The sequence below is a fragment of the Nocardia inohanensis NBRC 100128 genome (assembly GCF_001612945.1).
Classification (GTDB): domain Bacteria; phylum Actinomycetota; class Actinomycetes; order Mycobacteriales; family Mycobacteriaceae; genus Nocardia; species Nocardia inohanensis.
In genome coordinates this window covers 383,705-400,290 of record NZ_BDBK01000002.1, presented here as the reverse complement: position 1 = coordinate 400,290, position 16,586 = coordinate 383,705, and the positions used below count along the sequence as shown (strand labels likewise).

16 protein-coding genes are annotated in these 16,586 nt (G+C 68.0%); 12 read left to right on the top strand and 4 right to left on the bottom strand.

Annotation, left to right across the window (positions count from 1 at the left end; genetic code table 11):
• Positions 1-96: 96 nt before the first annotated feature.
• Together NI1_RS40090 and NI1_RS08070 are read left to right on the top strand one after the other, a co-directional pair.
• Positions 97-1,068 (top strand): hypothetical protein, encoded by a 972-nt coding sequence (locus NI1_RS40090; protein WP_369690129.1) that lies wholly within the window; start codon positions 97-99, stop codon positions 1,066-1,068.
• Positions 1,069-1,113: 45 nt separating this feature from the next.
• Positions 1,114-2,631 carry a TerD family protein gene (locus NI1_RS08070; RefSeq protein ID WP_084522785.1) on the top strand — a complete coding sequence of 506 codons (1,518 nt, stop codon included), beginning with the start codon at positions 1,114-1,116 and terminating at the stop codon, positions 2,629-2,631.
• Here the strand turns inward: NI1_RS08070 and NI1_RS08065 are convergent.
• Positions 2,628-3,284 carry a TetR/AcrR family transcriptional regulator gene (locus tag NI1_RS08065; protein ID WP_067817916.1) on the bottom strand — a complete coding sequence of 219 codons (657 nt, stop codon included), beginning with the start codon at positions 3,282-3,284 and terminating at the stop codon, positions 2,628-2,630. The genes NI1_RS08070 and NI1_RS08065 overlap by 4 nt on opposite strands.
• A gap of 193 nt (positions 3,285-3,477) precedes the next feature.
• On the opposite strand from NI1_RS08065, the gene NI1_RS08060 reads away from it, so the two are divergent.
• From NI1_RS08060 to NI1_RS08035, 7 genes are all read left to right on the top strand, one after another.
• Positions 3,478-5,022, top strand: coding sequence for an amino acid permease (locus tag NI1_RS08060; protein ID WP_067816300.1), 1,545 nt, complete (start codon positions 3,478-3,480; stop codon positions 5,020-5,022).
• A gap of 35 nt (positions 5,023-5,057) precedes the next feature.
• Entirely contained in the window at positions 5,058-5,201 is a 144-nt protein-coding gene (locus tag NI1_RS37800; RefSeq protein WP_157535008.1) for a hypothetical protein, read from the top strand.
• Positions 5,198-5,977, top strand: coding sequence for a DUF1989 domain-containing protein (locus NI1_RS08055; protein ID WP_245663128.1), 780 nt, complete (start codon positions 5,198-5,200; stop codon positions 5,975-5,977). The genes NI1_RS37800 and NI1_RS08055 overlap by 4 nt, the downstream gene beginning before the upstream one ends.
• Positions 5,974-6,591 carry an urea amidolyase associated protein UAAP2 gene (locus NI1_RS08050; protein WP_067816297.1) on the top strand — a complete coding sequence of 206 codons (618 nt, stop codon included), beginning with the start codon at positions 5,974-5,976 and terminating at the stop codon, positions 6,589-6,591. The genes NI1_RS08055 and NI1_RS08050 overlap by 4 nt, the downstream gene beginning before the upstream one ends.
• A complete protein-coding gene (locus NI1_RS08045) occupies positions 6,588-8,609 on the top strand; it encodes a 5-oxoprolinase/urea amidolyase family protein (protein WP_084522784.1) in 2,022 nt (673 codons plus the stop codon). The genes NI1_RS08050 and NI1_RS08045 overlap by 4 nt, the downstream gene beginning before the upstream one ends.
• Positions 8,610-8,687: 78 nt before the next feature.
• The gene (gene atzF / locus NI1_RS08040; protein WP_084522783.1) at positions 8,688-10,343 is read left to right on the top strand and encodes an allophanate hydrolase; all 1,656 of its coding nucleotides are present in this window, start codon (positions 8,688-8,690) and stop codon (positions 10,341-10,343) included.
• A 110-nt stretch (positions 10,344-10,453) separates the two neighbouring features.
• A complete protein-coding gene (locus NI1_RS08035) occupies positions 10,454-11,083 on the top strand; it encodes a VOC family protein (RefSeq protein WP_067817909.1) in 630 nt (209 codons plus the stop codon).
• A gap of 103 nt (positions 11,084-11,186) precedes the next feature.
• Here the strand turns inward: NI1_RS08035 and NI1_RS08030 are convergent, their stop codons facing one another.
• Positions 11,187-11,585 carry a hypothetical protein gene (locus NI1_RS08030; RefSeq protein ID WP_218026713.1) on the bottom strand — a complete coding sequence of 133 codons (399 nt, stop codon included), beginning with the start codon at positions 11,583-11,585 and terminating at the stop codon, positions 11,187-11,189.
• Between the two features lie 272 nt (positions 11,586-11,857).
• Between NI1_RS08030 and NI1_RS08025 the strand changes: the two genes are divergently transcribed.
• A complete protein-coding gene (locus NI1_RS08025; protein ID WP_067816287.1) occupies positions 11,858-13,621 on the top strand; it encodes a flavin monoamine oxidase family protein in 1,764 nt (587 codons plus the stop codon).
• Positions 13,622-13,630: 9 nt separating this feature from the next.
• Here NI1_RS08025 and NI1_RS08020 read toward each other — a convergent pair whose 3' ends face one another.
• Positions 13,631-14,035, bottom strand: coding sequence for a RidA family protein (locus tag NI1_RS08020; RefSeq protein ID WP_067816284.1), 405 nt, complete (start codon positions 14,033-14,035; stop codon positions 13,631-13,633).
• A gap of 185 nt (positions 14,036-14,220) precedes the next feature.
• Between NI1_RS08020 and NI1_RS08015 the strand changes: the two genes are divergently transcribed.
• Positions 14,221-14,580, top strand: coding sequence for a hypothetical protein (locus tag NI1_RS08015; RefSeq protein ID WP_157535006.1), 360 nt, complete (start codon positions 14,221-14,223; stop codon positions 14,578-14,580).
• Between the two features lie 17 nt (positions 14,581-14,597).
• Here NI1_RS08015 and pdxR read toward each other — a convergent pair whose 3' ends face one another.
• Positions 14,598-16,049: a MocR-like pyridoxine biosynthesis transcription factor PdxR gene (gene pdxR, locus NI1_RS08010; RefSeq protein WP_067816278.1), complete on the bottom strand. Its 1,452-nt coding sequence runs from the start codon at positions 16,047-16,049 to the stop codon at positions 14,598-14,600.
• Between the two features lie 46 nt (positions 16,050-16,095).
• Between pdxR and NI1_RS08005 the strand changes: the two genes are divergently transcribed.
• Positions 16,096-16,575 carry a carboxymuconolactone decarboxylase family protein gene (locus tag NI1_RS08005; protein ID WP_067816275.1) on the top strand — a complete coding sequence of 160 codons (480 nt, stop codon included), beginning with the start codon at positions 16,096-16,098 and terminating at the stop codon, positions 16,573-16,575.
• Positions 16,576-16,586 lie beyond the last annotated feature (11 nt).

The following is a 16,586-nucleotide window of genomic DNA, read 5'->3' as shown; positions in this document are numbered from 1 at the left end:
GCATCGTGAACCCCGGCCAGCTGCACCAGGTGGTGAGCACGGCGGTGACGGTGGCCATCGCCGACCGGGGACCGACGGTGATCTCGCTGCCCGGCGATGTGGCGACCCGCGACGCACCGAAAACCGCGCTGCGCGTGGCGGTTCCGTCGACCAAGGTGCCGCGCGCCGCCGACGAGGATCTGCGCGCCATGGCCGATCTCATCGAGGCCGGCGGCAAGATCGCCATTTTCGGTGGTGACGGGGGCGGTGAACAATTGCGATGCGCTGCTGATGCTGGGCACCGACTTCCCGTTCGCCAACTTCCTGCCGCAGAGCAAGGTCAAGACCATTCAGGTCGATCGCAATGCCAAGCATCTCGGGCGGCGAATTCCCTTGGAACTGGCCGTTATCGGCGATGTGCGGACCACCGTGCAGGCGTTGCTGCCGCTGGTGCGGGCAAAGTCGAGCGATCGGTTTCTGAAGAAATGTGTCAAGGAGACCGAGCATTTCGTCGAGCGCATGCAGCATTACGTGACCAAAGGCCCCGACCTGAAACCGATCCGGCCGGAATACCTGGCATCCATCCTCGACGAGGAGGCGGCCGACGACGCGCTGTTCTTCGCCGACACCGGGACCGCGGTGATCTGGGCGGCGCGGCATATTCACTACGGGCCGAATCGGCGCCTGTTCGGGTCGTTCTCCTGGGCGTCGATGGCCAACGCCTCACGTGTCGCACCAAGCGGGACCGGTGGTACTCGACGTCCTCGTCGACAAATACGCCCTCGCCCTCCCGGGCCACGTCCCCGCGGAAACCGCGGAAGGCTTCACCCTCAGCATGGCCAAACAAACCCTGCACGGCGACCTCGACGACGTGATCGCCACCGCCACCCACAACTTCCGCCTGCTCTGAAACCCACGCCCGCCAACGAGGATCAGGGCCTGCGCCAGAGCGCCTCACCTCCTCACCCCCACGGGGTTTCAAGGGCTTACGCCGAAGCGCCTCGTCTCCTCGCCCCCACGGGTTTCAAGGGCTTACGCCAGAGCGCCTCGCCTCTTCATCCCCATGGGGTTTCAGGGGCTTGCCCCTGAGAGCCCCGAGAGTCGGGCATATCGGTTACGTTTGAATGCGTGTCGATGATGAAGGGTTCCAACGTCCCGGTGGCGGCGGCTGCGGTCCGGGTCGAGCTCGGGTGGCAGGCCGGCCCCGGCGGACGGCCCGATGCGGATGCGTCGGCGCTGCTGCTGGCGAACGGGAAGGTGCGGTCGGACAGCGACTTCGTCTTCTACAACCAGCCCGCGCATGCCTCGGGCGCGGTACGGCACGAGGGTAAGCGGCCGGGCCCGCAGACCGTCGACGCGCTGACGGTGAACCTGGCCCAGGTGGAGCCGCAGATCGAGGCGATCGTCATCGCGGCCTCGGCCGACGGCGGCACCTTCGCGCAATTGCAGGGCTTGCACGTGCGCGTGCTGGACGCCGCCAGCGGCGCCGAACTGGCGCGATTCGACAGCACCGACGCGTCTTCGGAGACCGCGTTCGTACTCGGCGAGCTGTACCGCCGCCAAGGCGCGTGGAAGTTCCGCGCCATCGGCCAGGGTTACGCGTCCGGACTGGCCGGGCTGGCAACGGATTTCGGCATCACCGTCGATGATCCCGGCACGCAGGCGCAGCCCGCACCCGATCAAAGCTTCAGTCCGCCGCCGCAACAGGGCTTCGCGCCGCCGCCCCCGCAGCAGGGCTACAACGCTCCCCCGCCGCAACAGGGTTACAACCCGCCCCCGCCGCCCCAGCAGGGCTTCAACGCACCGCCGCCTCCGCCGCAGTACGGTCAGCCGCAGCCGACCTACCCGCCGCCACCGGCGTATCCGACTCCGCCGCAGCCGAATTACGCACCGCAGGGTTACAACCAGCAGCCGCCGCCCTTCAACCCGGCGCAGCAGAATCAGTTCCCTGCCCCGCCGGCGCAGTTCGGCCAGCCGGGGCAGGTCCCGCCGCCCGGCGCGCCGGGCGCCCCGGTGAACCTGGGCAAGATCTCGCTGACCAAGGAAGCGCCCGCGGTCTCGCTGACCAAGTCGGGTGCGACCGGCGGCATCATGCGGGTCAATCTGAACTGGATGGTCCCCGGTGCGACGGGCGGCCTGTTCGGCCGCAAGCGCGGCGGCAATGGCGGTCTGGATCTGGATCTGTGCTGCTTCTGGGAGCTGACGGACGGTTCGAAGGGCTGCATCAGCCCCCTCGACACCATGGGCAACCTGCATCGCGCCCCCTTCATCGAACTGGATCAGGACGATCGGACCGGCGCGAGTCAATCCGGTGAGAACCTCTCCATCAATCTCGACAACACGGCCAAGTTCAAGCGCATCCTGGTGTTCGCCTCGCTCTACGAGGGCGCGCAGGATTTCCGCGGCGTGCACGCCACCGCCACGCTGTACCCGCGCAATTCGCCGCCCATCGAGATGGAGGTCAGCGGTTGCAACGACGACTCCCGCGAGATGGTGCTGGCGCTCATCGAGAACGTGAACGGCGAGCTGGTGGTGCGGCGTGAGGGCAGGTTCGTGCGCCCGCCGGACGGTCACCGCTTCTGGGGCAAGATGGCGGTGGATCAGGCCTACAACTGGGGCCTGAAGTGGGGCACCTCGAAGGGTAAGTCCTAGTCCGGCACGAGAGCGCTTGCCGCACTGCGGATCTCGTCCCGATCGCCCTGCCTGCCGAGGAGCTGGAGCAGGGCATCGGGTATGAGCCGCTCGGCGTATTCGGGCGCGGCGCCCTCATCGGATCGGATGCTGATGACCGCCTCGACCATCCGGAACGGCAGTAGCTCGGCGCCGGAGACGACCTGGCTCCCGGATTCGGCGATGACCGCGGCGGACAACTTCTCATAATGCCGGCGTAGCTCGTCGCGGCGTTCCCGGAAGACGGCGAACCGTTCCCCACGCAGTTCCGGCAACAGGTACAAAGCGCCGAGATTCCAACGGGCGGTGCAGAGTTGACGCACGTCATAGGAGGCCAGCGCATACAGCCGGACCACCGCCGGTTCCGGCATCCCCGCCAGCTTCTCCGCCAATTCCAATGCCCCGGTGATGGTCTCACCCAGCAGCGCATCCAGGATGTCGTCCTTGGCCGCGAAGTGGTGATACAGCGACGCCTGCCGGATCCCGACCGCGTCCGCGATCATGCGGGTGGAGGTATTCCCGTACCCATTGGCGGTGAACAGTTCGGCCGCCGCATCGAGGATCTCCGCACGCGGGGTCTGGCCCGCCCGGCGGCGAGGTTCCAGGCGAGGACGTCCGGGTCCGACTTGGGTCACGCCCCCATTCTGTACCACCCCGGCTTCTCACCGCCTCCGACCAGGCGGTGAGATTCCTGTCATGCGATAGAAATCCCCGCAACGCAGAAGTTACGCCCCGCCATCGAACGGATACATCCTCATAACCGGCCCGGCGATCGGGAGCGCAAAACTTTCAAGCGATAGATATTCGCCGCTCGCCGAAAGGCCCGCCATGGCCGCCACCCTGGACTCCGTCGCCCCCGATCCGTCGATATCCGCCGACAGCGCCGACCTGGAACGCTTCGGCTACCAGCCCGTCCTGCACCGCAAACTGGGCCGCTACGCCTCCTTCGCGGCCGGGTTCTCCTTCGTCTCCATCCTCACCACCATCTTCCAATTCTTCGGTCTCGGTTACTCTTTCGGCGGCGCGGCCTTCTTCTGGACCTGGCCGATCGTCTTCGCCGGCCAGTTCCTGGTAGCGCTGAATTTCGCGGAACTCGCTGCCCGATACCCGATTTCGGGCTGTATCTACCAGTGGTCGCGGCATCTGGCCGGTGAACTCACCGGCTGGTTCGCGGGCTGGATGATGATCATCGCCCAGATCGTCACCGCCGCCGCGGCCGCCATCGCCCTCCAGGTGGTGCTGCCCTCGATCTGGAGCGGTTTCCAGTTCTACGGCACCGACACCGCACTGACCTCGCATGACGGCGCGGTGAACGCGGTGATCCTGGGCAGCGTGCTGCTCGTGGTGACCACCTTGATCAATGTGGTCGGCATCGACTGGATGGCGCGGATCAATTCGCTCGGCGTCACCATCGAGATCATCGGCGTGATCGCGGTGATCGCCGTGTTCTTCACCCACACCGACCGCGGTCCGGGCGTGGTGCTCGAAACCGATCAGGCCGCGCCCGGCCCGTACTGGGCCGCCTTCCTGGTCTCCGGCCTGATGGCCGCCTACGTGATGGTCGGATTCGACTCCGCCGGTGAGCTTTCCGAGGAGACCAAGAACCCGCGCCGGGTGGCGCCGCGCACCATCCTCACCGCCCTGTCGGTCTCGGCACTCGGCGGCGGGTTGATCCTCATCGGCGCGCTGATGGCCGCACCCAGCCTGAGCGACGGCTCGCTGAGCACCGGCGGCCTGGCCTACGTCATCGAGGCCAAGCTGAACAGCCCGGCGGGCAAGGTGGTGCTGGCCTGCGTCGCCTGCGCGATCACGGTGTGCACCTTGGCGATTCAGACCGCCGGCTCGCGCCTGATGTTCTCCATGGCCCGCGACGGCCGCCTGCCCTTCAGCAAGCAGCTGTCGGCCGTGCACCCGCGATTCGGCACCCCGGTCTGGCCCGCCGTCGCGATCGGCGTACTCGGTATCGCCCTGCTGGTGCTGAACCTGGGCAATGCCGCCATCTTCGCCACCCTGGCCTCGGTCTGCATCGTCACTCTGTACCTGGCCTACCTGCTGGTCACCGTGCCGCTGCTGATCCGGCGTATCAAGGGCTGGCCCGCCGACGACCCGGCCGCCCGGGGCGAGGGCCTGTTCAGCCTGGGCCGCTTCGGAATCCCGGTCAATGCCGTCGCCGTCGTCTGGGGCATCGCCATGGCGATCAACCTGGCGTGGCCGCGCGCCGAGGTCTACACCCCCGCCGGCGGCAGCTGGTGGATGCTCTGGGCCGCACCGCTTTTCGTGCTCGTGACCATCCTCGTCGGCATCGGGGTGCATCGCGCGGTCACCCCCGGTCCGGCCGTCGCACCCGGCGAGGCCGCCGCGCAACCCGCCTGATCTCGATGTAAGCGCCTCGAACACAAGGACATCCGATGGCCGAGCTCGACCCCGACTACCGCATGCGCGGCAGACCAGAACTGGCCATGCTGCTCGACGACCTGCTCCGCCGCGCTTATGCGCACTGGCGCACCCGCAGGCAGCTCGGCCGTCGCACCCAATGGAGGGAGCCCCAATGATCAGCACAGCCAACGGCACACCCGGCATGCCCGGCACCGCCGACACCATCAGTGCTCGCGCCCACGCTCGATCCCAGGCGGCCGCCGCCGCGATCTCGGGACCGGAGCTGCCGGCTGGCATCGAACGCGCGAAAATTACTTTCGCTCAGCGGATTCCGGCCGGCGGATATGCCAACGTGACGCTGGCCCGAGGCACTCGGGTGCGGTTGTCGGATCCGCTGGGTGCGGCATGCGCGCATCTGCTCCTGCTGCGTGCCGGCGCACCGTGGGAACGACTGAATGTCGCCGACACCGTGAAAGTGCCGTGGCAGGCGTATCTCGGGGCCGGGCATCCGCTGCTGTCGGATCAGGGCCGGGTGCTGGCGACCATTGTCGGCGACACCTCCGGCCATCATGACACCCTCTGCGGCCCTTCGTTTTCCGCGCGGCAGCAGCTGCGAATGGCCGGGTCCAAGCAGGGCTTGGAGCCGCGTGACATCGGGCCGAGCGTGAGCTTCTTCCGGGGCGTGCGGGTCGAGGCCGACGGGGCGCTCACCGCCACCGGCAGCGCGGGACCGGGCGCGGCGGTCGAGTTGCTCGTCCACCTGCCGGTGACCCTGTTGATCGCCGATGCCGCGCACCCACTGGACGAGACGCCGGTGACGGACCTCGACCTGGTCTGCTGGGCCGCGCCGGAAGACCTCGCGCACCAGCACAATTCCGATCCCGAATATCTGCGTGCCGTCGAGAACACCGAACGGGACTGGACCGCACGCACTCTGGAGGCCCTCGCATGAGCATCGCTACCCGCACCGTCGTGCTGGACGAGACCGTGCCCGCCAACGCGCCCTGGTCGGCGGTGGTGCGGGCCGGGGAACAACTGGAGATCATCGACCTGCACGGCAATCAGGCCGTCGACTGCCTGCTGTATTCGGCAGCGGATCACGGCGACCGCTACAGCGCGCAGGCGACCGTCACCGCGCAGCGCAATATCTTCCTGACCACCGGCAGCGTACTGCTGACCGATGCGGGGACGCCGCTCATGACGGTGGTCGCCGACGAGGTCGGCAATCACGACACCGTCGCGGGGGCGTGCTCGCAGGAGTCGAACACGCTGCGCTACGGGCATCACACCCGGCATCAGCATGCCTGCGTGGAGAACTTCCTGGCCGAGGGCATGAAATGGGGTCTCGGGAAGCGGGATCTGGTGTCGAACATCAACTGGTTCATGAACGTTCCGGTGGAGGCGGACGGGACGCTCGGCATCGTGGACGGGCTGTCCGCGCCGGGCAAGACCATCACGCTGCGTGCCGAGATCGACACGCTGGTGCTGGTCTCGAACTGCCCGCAGATCAACAACCCGTGCAACGGTTTCGATCCGACGCCGGTGCGGATGGTGGTGACGCGATGACGACCGTGCTGCCGAGTCTCTCGGAAACCGCAGTGGCACAGCCGAATCCGGTAAGGGCGGTCTCGGTGCTGCGTCCCGGTATGCAGACGACCGTTCAGGATTGGCCCGGCCGGGTCGGCTACTGGCATGTGGGCGTGCCGCCTTCGGGGCCGATGGACGATCTGTCCTTCCGGCTCGGCAATCGGGCGCTCGGCAATGCCGAGGGCGCGGCCGGACTGGAGTGCACGCTCGGCGGACCGGCCTTGAGGTTCGATGCCGCCACCTGGGTGTGCGTGACCGGCGCTCCGGTGCCGATCACCGTGAACGGCACGGAAATCCGGCAGTGGCGCAGTGTGCTGGTACCGGCGGGCGGCATCCTGGATGTCGGTATGGTGCGCGGGCCGGGCATGCGCAGCTACATCCTGATCGCGGGCGGCATCGAGGTGGCCGAATACCTCGGCAGCAAGTCCACTTTCACGCTCGGGCGCTTCGGCGGCGGGACCGGTGCGGCGCTGGCCGCCGGTGACGTGCTCACCGTGGGCGCGGCGACCGGTCGCGTGACGGCGGGCGTCACCGGCGACGATCAGCCGGTGCTGACCCGGCGCTGGGAGCTGGCCGTCACCGAAGGACCGCACGGGGCGCCGGAGTTCTTCACCCGCAGCGACTTCGACACCATCATCGGCACCGATTACGAGGTGCACTTCAACTCCGATCGGACCGGTGTGCGTTTGGTCGGCCCGCAGCCGCAGTGGGCGCGCACCGACGGCGGCGAGGCCGGTCTGCACCCTTCCAACATCCACGACAACGCGTACTCCATCGGTGCCCTGGACTTCACCGGCGACACCCCCATCCTGCTCGGTCCCGACGGCCCCAGCCTGGGTGGATTCGTCTGCCCGGTCACCGTGGTCGCCGCCGAACGCTGGAAGCTCGGCCAGCTCTGCCCCGGCGACACCGTCCGTTTCGTGCCGGTCCGCGCGGATCGGGCCGCGTCGCCCCGCGAACTCGGCCCCGAACGCCGCGCCGCCTGGCCGATCGTGCTCTCCTCGGGCGGCGACGGCGACGACGGCGTGCTGGGCCGCCGCGACGGTACGGACACCGCGGTCACCTATCGCCGTCAAGGCGATGACGGTGTGCTCGTCGAATACGGCGATCTCACTTTGGATCTCGAACTCCGCGCCCGGGTGCACGCCCTGCATCAGGCTTTGCTGGAGCGCGCCGAACCCGGCATCACCGAGCTCACCCCCGGCGTGCGCTCGCTCCAGGTGCGCACCGACGCGGATCGCCTGCCCACCGGCAGACTGCTGGATCTGCTGGCCGAGGTCGAAACCGGCCTGCCGGCCGCCGCCGAACTGGTGGTGCCCAGCCGCACCGTGCGGCTGCCGCTCTCCTGGGACGATCCGACCATCCAGGAGGCGATCACCCGCTATATGCACGGCGTGCGCTCCGATGCGCCCTGGTGCCCGTGGAATATCGAATTCATCCGCCGCATGAACGGATTGCCTTCGGTGGACGATGTTTTCGATACCGTCTTCGCCGCCGAATACCTGGTCCTGGGCCTCGGTGACGTGTACCTCGGTGCGCCGGTTGCCACCCCCACCGATCCGCGTCACCGGCTGGTCACCACGAAATACAATCCGGCCCGCACCTGGACGCCGGAGAACGCGGTCGGCATCGGCGGTGCGTACCTGTGCATCTACGGCATGGAGGGTCCCGGCGGCTATCAGCTCGTCGGCCGTACCACCCAGGTGTGGAATCACCGCTCCACCGGGGTCGGCGAAGATCCTTGGCTCCTGAGGTATTTCGATCGCATCAGCTGGTATCCGGTGACCGCCGAGGAGCTCGGCGACCTGCGCGCCGATTGTGCGGCCGGACGGTGGGAACCGGCTACCGAAGACGGCGAATTCCGGCTCGCCGACTACCGGCGCTTCCTCGCCGACAATGCCGACTCCATCGCCGGATTCCGCGCCGGGCAAGCCGAAGCCTTTGCCGCCGAACGCGCTTCCTGGCAGCAGGCCGGCGAGTTCGCCGAAAAGCCCTGACTGCCTGCCTGATTCAGCGCGCCGCAAGTCCGCCTCCACCGACCACCGCCCCGACGCCGAACCGCGCACCGGGGCCGCATACCGAAGGGCACGCACATGACAGTGTGGATCCACCGCCGCTCCGACAGTGAGATCGATGCCGAAACCACCGGCGCCACCGGCCCGCTCGCCGGATTGCGGCTCGCCGTGAAGGACAATGTGGATGTCGCGGGCCTGCCGACCACGGCGGGCTGCCCCGAATTCGCCTACACCCCGCAAGCCGACGCGGCGGCCGTGGCGGCCCTGCGCTCCGCCGGTGCGGTGGTCGTCGGCAAAACGAACCTGGACCAGTTCGCCACCGGCTTGGTCGGCACCCGCTCCCCCTACGGTGTCGTGGAGAACGCGCTCCGACCCGGATACGTCTCGGGCGGTTCGAGTTCCGGCTCCGCCGTCGCCGTCGCGAGCGGGGAAGCCGATATCGCCATCGGCACCGACACCGCCGGTTCCGGCCGCGTTCCAGCCGCCCTGCACGGCATAGTCGGCATCAAACCGACCCTCGGCGTGATCTCCACCGCCGGCGTCGTCCCCGCCTGCCGCTCCTACGACTGCGTGACCATCTTCGCCGCCGACCTGACGACGGCGAACCGAGCCATGGCGGCCATGTCGACCGGTGCGCCCGCCCGGCCCTGGCCCGCCGACGTCCGCCTGGCCGCCCCGCCGAACCCCGTCATCGCGGTATTCACCACGCTGCCGGATCTGGATCCCCTGTGGCACAGCGCCTTCGAGCGAACCGTAGCCGCACTGCGTGATGCCGGAGCCCGCATCATCGAAATAGATCCGGAACCCTTCCTGTCCGCCGCGCGCCTCCTCTACGACGGCGCGCTGGTCGCCGAAAGATACGCCGCCGTAGGCGAATTCGTAGATTCCCACCCGACCGCCGTGGACCCTACCGTCGGCGCGATCATCACCGCGGCCCGTGATATCCCCGCTCACCGCCTGGTTTCCGACCTCACCGAACTCGAACGCCTGCGCGCCGCCGCCATGACCGCACTCGCCGATGCCGATGTGCTCTTGACCCCCACCGTTCCCGGCCACCCCACCATCGCCGCGGTCGCAGCCGACCCGATCGGCGAGAACTCGAAACTCGGCACCTACACCAACTTCTGCAACCTCTTCGACCTCTGCGCCGTCGCGATCCCGGCCGGAAAAGCCGGCGACGCCCACTTCGGCGTAACGGTGCTGGCCCGCCCTTTCGAAGACGCCGTCGCCTTCGACATCGCCGCCCTGATCACCACGATCCCCGCACCGGCACCCGCGACCCCCACCCCCGAATCCGCCTGGCCGCTACAGTCCACCGCCCCACAGGAGTTGATAGTCTTCGGCGCCCACCTGCGCGGCCAGCCACTGGAACACCAGCTCATCGAACTCGGCGCCCGCTGGACCGGCCCCGTCCAAACCAGCCCGAACTACCGCCTGGCCGCCCTGGACACCACCCCACCCAAACCCGCCGTAACCCGCGTCCCCGCCCCCGAATCCGGCGTCTCCATCACCGGCGAACGCTGGCTCCTCTCCCCCGCCGCCCTGGGCCGCTTCCTCACCGCCCTCCCCTCCCCCATGCAACTGGGCAGCATCGAACTAGCCGACGGCACCTGGCACACCGGCTTCAGCTGCGCCGGCGCCGCCGCCGAATCCGCCAAGGACATCAGCGAATACGGCAGCTGGCGCGCCGCCCTGGCCGCCGGCGCGGTGGGCTGATACCGACAGCTGCTCGGGGGTTCGGTGGCGAGCCACCTATGAAGTCTCAGTGGTGTGTTCCGTGCTCGGCACGGATGTGACCGGCGCGCGGCGTAAATACCTTTATGGACATGGAAAACACCACGAAGAACCGCACCGACATCAACGTTCAGCTCGAGGTCGCCGACCCGCAGGCCGCCGCCGCGATCTACGAAGCGGCCTTCGGGCTGGGCGGCCGGATCGGCTTCCGGGCCGCCCAGACCCCCTCCACCGGATTTCGCGGATTCCTGCTCTCCCTGGTGGTTTCGCAGCCCTCCACCGTCGACAGCCTGGTCGGCACCGCGGTCGAGGCCGGTTTCACCGTGATCAAGCCCGCGAAGAAGAGCCTGTGGGGTTACGGGGCGGTTTTGCAGGCGCCGGAGGGGACGATCTGGAAGGTCGACACCTCCAAGAAGAAGGACGTGGGCCCGTTCACCCGCGAAATCGACGACCTGGTGTTGCTGCTCGGAGTGGCGGATGTGAAGGCCAGCAAGCAGTTCTACGCCGATCGCGGTCTGACGGTCGAAAAGAGCTTCGGTGGCAAATACGCCGAATTCGCGGGCCACGGCTCACCGGTCACCCTCGCCATGTACCCGCGCAAGGCCGCCGCCAAGGATGCCGGGATGTCCCCGGAGGGCAGCGGATCGCACCGCATCGTCATGGACAGCGGGATCGGTCCGTTCACCGATCCGGACGGATTCGTGTGGGAGGCTACGGCCTGAGCCGGGTGTGCGGGCAAGAACACGAGACGATCATGAAGTTCCGCAGGGCTATGGCCTCGCTGCGCGGATGAATCCGCGCAGCGAGGTACCCGCCCGGGCTCGCTCAGGGCAGGGTTTGCAGAACGCCCTCGGATTTATAGGTGGTTTTGCCACTACCGGAGCTGTCGCATTCCCACAGGACCGTCACGTTGGCGGGGAACTGGAGATCCACAGACTCCGTCCACGGCACCGAGTCCATCATCGCGGAGCCCGTCGACATCTGCTTCTTGCTCATCCAGGCCCGCTGCGTGACCAGCGGGACGATACTCATGCCCTTGCAGGTCCACGCCGAACCGTCCGCGGGCGCATCGACATGGATCACGCCGCCCGGCATGAGGGTTACTGTCGGCGGCTGCGGCGCGGCCGCGCTGCCCGTATTCGCAAGACCCGTTCCCGAACCCGAAACCCCCAGCGAGACCAGCGCTGCCGCCAGCACCCCCACGCGGAATACGTTCCGTACCAAAGCAACTCCCCTGATCGAGTTCATCACGCCGAACACGACGTGCGGCCGCAAATGTACTCGATCGCATGTCCGGACGCGCAGGCGGAAGTCGGGCGGTTGCGGCCCGTGCCGGTTTTCGGCCACGGCATCGGACGCCTCGGATCGCGCGGCGGCTCGCCGATTGGTCGGTGTGCTGCTCACCTGCGGTTTCGGACCGGTTGGTATTGCTAGGGTGGGGGCGCGTCACGGTTCGTTCGGTCAGGTCGGTATCCCAGGTTCGGGAAAGGTCGGGCATGGCGGGGCTTGTGATCGGTCGGCGGGCATTGGTTTCGCGGGCCTTGGTGGCGGGGGCGCTGGCTACCGGGGCGCTCGCCAGTGGATGCTCGGCGGCGTTGCCTGAAGCCGAAGCGCGGCGGGAGCGCGACGGGAGTCGTGCGCTGGCGCTGGAGATGTTGCAGGTCGACGAGGCGGGCAACGATCTCAAGCTCGCGCAGCTGCGGACGTTGATCGACACCGGGCTGCCGAAAACCGCTTCGCCCAAGCGAATTCTGGTGATTGGGGCGGGGCCGGCCGGGTTGACGGCGGGGACTCTGCTCAGCGAGGCCGGGCATGAGGTGACCGTGCTCGAGGCCAACGCCAGCCGCACCGGCGGGCGGGTCAAGACCTTCCGTGGGATGTTCTCGGACCCGGCGCTGTATGCCGAGGCGGGGGCGATGCGGTTGCCGAGCGCGCATCCGATGGTGCTGGCGCTGGCCGACAAGCTCGGCGTACGGCGGCGGCAATTCCACAATGTCGATGTGGCGCCGGATGCGCCGTCGGCACCGGCGGTTCCGGTGATCTACCGCTCGTTCACCGGCGACACCTGGTCGAATGGCGCAGTGCGCGAAGTGGTTTCGCCGTCAGCGCGCGGGGCGACCATGATCCGGGTCAATGGGCAGACCATCTGCCGCACCGACTACGCCCGTGATCCCGCCGCGGTGCATCGGGCTTTCGGCGCGGACTTCAGCTCGCCGTCGCGGCTGGCGCTCGACGCCATCATGAACAAGACCGACGTGCGCGCCGATCATCCGATCGACCGCCAAATCGACGGCTGGACAGACATCTTCAACACCTATGAGGACTACTCCCTGCACCGCTATCTGATGGCGGAGGGCTGGTCGCTGCCGCAGATCGAAGCCGTCGGCACCCTGGAGAACCTCACCTCGCGGCTGCACTACGGCGTCATCGGCGCCCTCGTCGACCACGCCCTGATCCGCCCGGACGCCACCTACTGGGAGCTCGCGGGCGGCACCGCCTCGCTCACCGACGCGCTCACCGCGAAGCTGGGACCCGCGGTGCGGCAGGGCAAACGAATGACCCGCCTGGAGCAGACCGAGCACGGCGTGCGGGTGTGGACCACCGCCGAAACCGGCACCGAACACACCGACGGCGCCCCGGCCGACCCCATCGAATCCTTCGACGCCGACTACGCGATCGTCGCCATCCCGCTCACCGCCGCCCGCTTCTGCACCTTCGACCCGCCCCTGTCCTACGCCAAACGCCGCGCCATCGTCGAACTGCACCACGATGCCGCCACCAAGGTTCTGCTGGAGTTCAAGACCCGCTTCTGGGAGCAGGGCCCGAAGGGCTTCCGCGGCGGCGGCTGCGTCACCGACAGCCCGAACCGCTTCGTCTACTTCCCTTCGCATGTCGAAGGATCCGACGGCGGCGTCGTCCTGGCCAGCTACACCTGGTCCGACGATGCCCAGCGCTGGGATTCGCTCACCGACAGCGAACGCATCCACTTCGCCCTGGCGGGCATGCGCGAGCTCTTCGGCCCGGTCATCGACACCGAATTCACCGGCGTCGGACTGTCCCAGAGCTGGCAGCGCGCCCGCTACGCCCTCGGCGAAGCGGTCATCCCCACCCCCGGCCAGCTGCACGAACACCACGCCGCCACCCGAACCGTGGAGGGCCGTGTCCATTTCGCCGGCGACCACACCAGCCTCAAACCCGCCTGGATCGAGGGCGCCCTGGAAAGCGCCGTCCGCACCGCCCTGGAAGTCCACCAACGCTGAACGCCCGGCCTATCCGGCGGGAACCGCGGCGATAGCTTCGATCTCGCAGAGCACCCCCGGCCGGGCGAAGCCCGCCACCACCGCCACCGTAATGGCGGGCGGATTCTCCCGCGTCCCCCAAACCTCGAGAAACGCCTGGTAGCCGTCCTGCACCGGCTCCCCGGCGGCAACCAGAATCGTCCACTTCACAATATGTTCGATGTCCGCGCCCGCAGCGTTCAAGCAGGCGCGGACATTCGCAAGCGCCTGCCGCGCTTGCTCTTTCAAGGTGGGCCCGACCAGCTGCCCGGAGGCATCGATCCCGTTCTGTCCCCCGACATAGATCGTGTCGGACGCCGCCGACACCCGCACCGCCTGGCTGAAAGCCGGACTGGTCGGCAGCGATTCCGGATTGATGTAGCTGACAAGACTCATGAGAGCAGCGTAGGTCTCCCGTCAGCCGGCCGGTTCGAGGACAAGGCCGACAAATCGGTCGAGAAATCGAATCCCGCTAACGGCCGGCGGCCCCGGAACGACGTAGGGGGCAGGTCACGGCCGGACCAGATCGTTCAGTTCATGTTTCCCGAAAGCCCTACTGCTTCAAAGGAGTTGAACTAACTGTGAAGGTCAATCGCGTCACTTCCTGCTTGATGATCACGGCCGCCGGTGCGTGCATGCTGCTGTCCACCGCGGGGACAGCAGCCGCGGAGCCCGCGGTGGTCACCGATTCGACCCACCCTGCCGCCGCGAGCTGGAATCAGTTGATATGGAACGGCGCACAAGGGGTGGACACCGTCATCCACGGGGGAATCAACGTCTTGTTCGGCGGGGCGTACGGGGGCGGCGGCAATCCCTTCGGTTCCGACCAGGGCACCTGGTGGTACCAGCTGGGCAAACAGATCGACGCGTGGAGCCATAGCTACAACCAGCACGGAAACCACACCTGCTACGACGGCGACACCCCGTATCCCTGCGGATAGCCGCTCCTGCAAGGGACTCAGCCCACCCCGCGCGTCCACGACAGGGTTCGGATCAGGGCGTCGAGGGCCGCCGGGTAGGCACTGTCGGAGGGTGATCCGAAGCCGACGACCAAGGCTTGGGGGCGGTTGTGCGGGTGCTCCGCGGAGAGCCACATGCCGGACAGCCCGTCGATCGCGAGGCCGTATTCGTCGGCGCGGGTGAGGACTTCGGCTTCGGTGAGACCGGCGGGTTCGAGGCGGATCAAGGTGTGCAGGCCGGCGGCGATGCCGTTCAGGGTGAACCCGGCCAGGGGGCGGCCGGCCCGGGGTTTGAGGCGGTCGGCGAGCAGGTCACGGCGTTTGCGGTAGCGCAGTCGGCACGAGCGGATGTGCCGGTCGAAGGCGTGCGAGGTGATCAATTCGGCGAGGGTCAGCTGGCCGAGCGTCTCGGAGTGATGGTCGGCGAGGCGTTTGGCCTCGGCGATGGGGCCGATCAGCCGCGGCGGCACCACCATCCAGGCCAGGCGTAATCCGGGGCCGAGGGTTTTGGAGGCGCTGCCGAGGTAGACGACATGGTCGGGCGCGATGCCTTGGATCGCGCCGACCGGCTGCCGGTCGTAACGGAACTCGCCGTCGTAGTCGTCTTCGATCACCAGATGTCCGGCCCGCGCCCAGGCGGCCAGGTGCAGCCGGCGCGCCGGGCTGAGCGTCGAGCCGATCGGAAACTGGTGGCTGGGCGTGACGACCGCAGCGGATACCCCGCCGTAGTCGTCCGTCATCAGCCGATCCACTTGTGCGCCTTCGCCATCGACCGGCAAGGGAACGACGGTGGGTCCCGCTGTTCTTACCGCCGCACGGAACTGCGGCATGCAGGGATCCTCCATGGCGATCGCCGGCGCCGTGCCCGATCCGTTCAACACCGTCCCCAGCAACACCAACGCCTGCTGCGCACCCGTGGTGATGATGATCTGGTCCGGCGTCGCCAGCACCCCGCGGGTTCGCCCGAGATACTCGGCCAGTGCCGACCGCAGTTCGATCCGGCCCCTCGGATCGCCGTACCCGAAGGCGTCGCGAGGAGCATTGTTCAGCGCCTGCCGGGAGGCTCGCAGCCAAGCGGTGACCGGGAACCTGCTCAGATCCGGACTGCCCGACCGCAGGTTATGGCGTGGCGGTGCGGCCGGACCGCCGCGCAGGACGGCGGCGTCGATCGCGGCGGGGGAATTCGCGGCCTCGGCCACTCTGGTTCCCGACCCCTGCCGCGTCACCAGGTGACCCTCGGCGATCAACTGGTCGTAGGCGGCGCTGACGGTGCCGCGCGAGACCCCGAGCTCCGAGGCGAGGGTTCGCGAAGAAGGCAGGCGCACACCGGGACTCAGCCGTCCGTCGCGGATCGCGTCACGCAATGCGCGCTCCAACCCGGTCCGGCGGCCCGATCCCGAATCGACGGGCAGATGCAGATCGATATCCGAAGTGGACCAATAATCAGCCATCTAATTGGCTCCTAACATCGGTCCATTATCTGGTTACGGTCGATCCATGACAACGAACACCACCGCTTACGTCCTCCCCACCACCCGCCTCGACATCGACGGCCTGACTCCGAAGATCGCGAAGGCCATGAACGGCCTCGAACGCGCCGCCCAGGACACCACCCTGGAGCAGCCGCTCCGGGAACTGGTGAAACTGCGGGTCGCCCAGATCAACGGCTGCGTCTACTGCGTCGACATGCACACCCGTGACGCGGTGGCCGGTGGCGATTTCGAGCGCCGGGTCAGCCTGGTTCCCGTCTGGCGTGAGGCCCCGTACTTCACCCCGCGCGAGCGCGCCGCGTTCCAGTTGGCCGAGGCGATGACTCGGCTCGCGGACAGCGAAGTGAGCCAACAGGTTTGGGCCGAGGCCGCCGCGCACTTCGAGGAGAAGGAGCTCGCCGAACTGGTCTGGCACATCGCCATTATCAACACCTGGACCCGGATCGGCGCCACCACCCGCGCCTGGACGTTGCCCGCCGACGCGTAAACCGCTCGCGC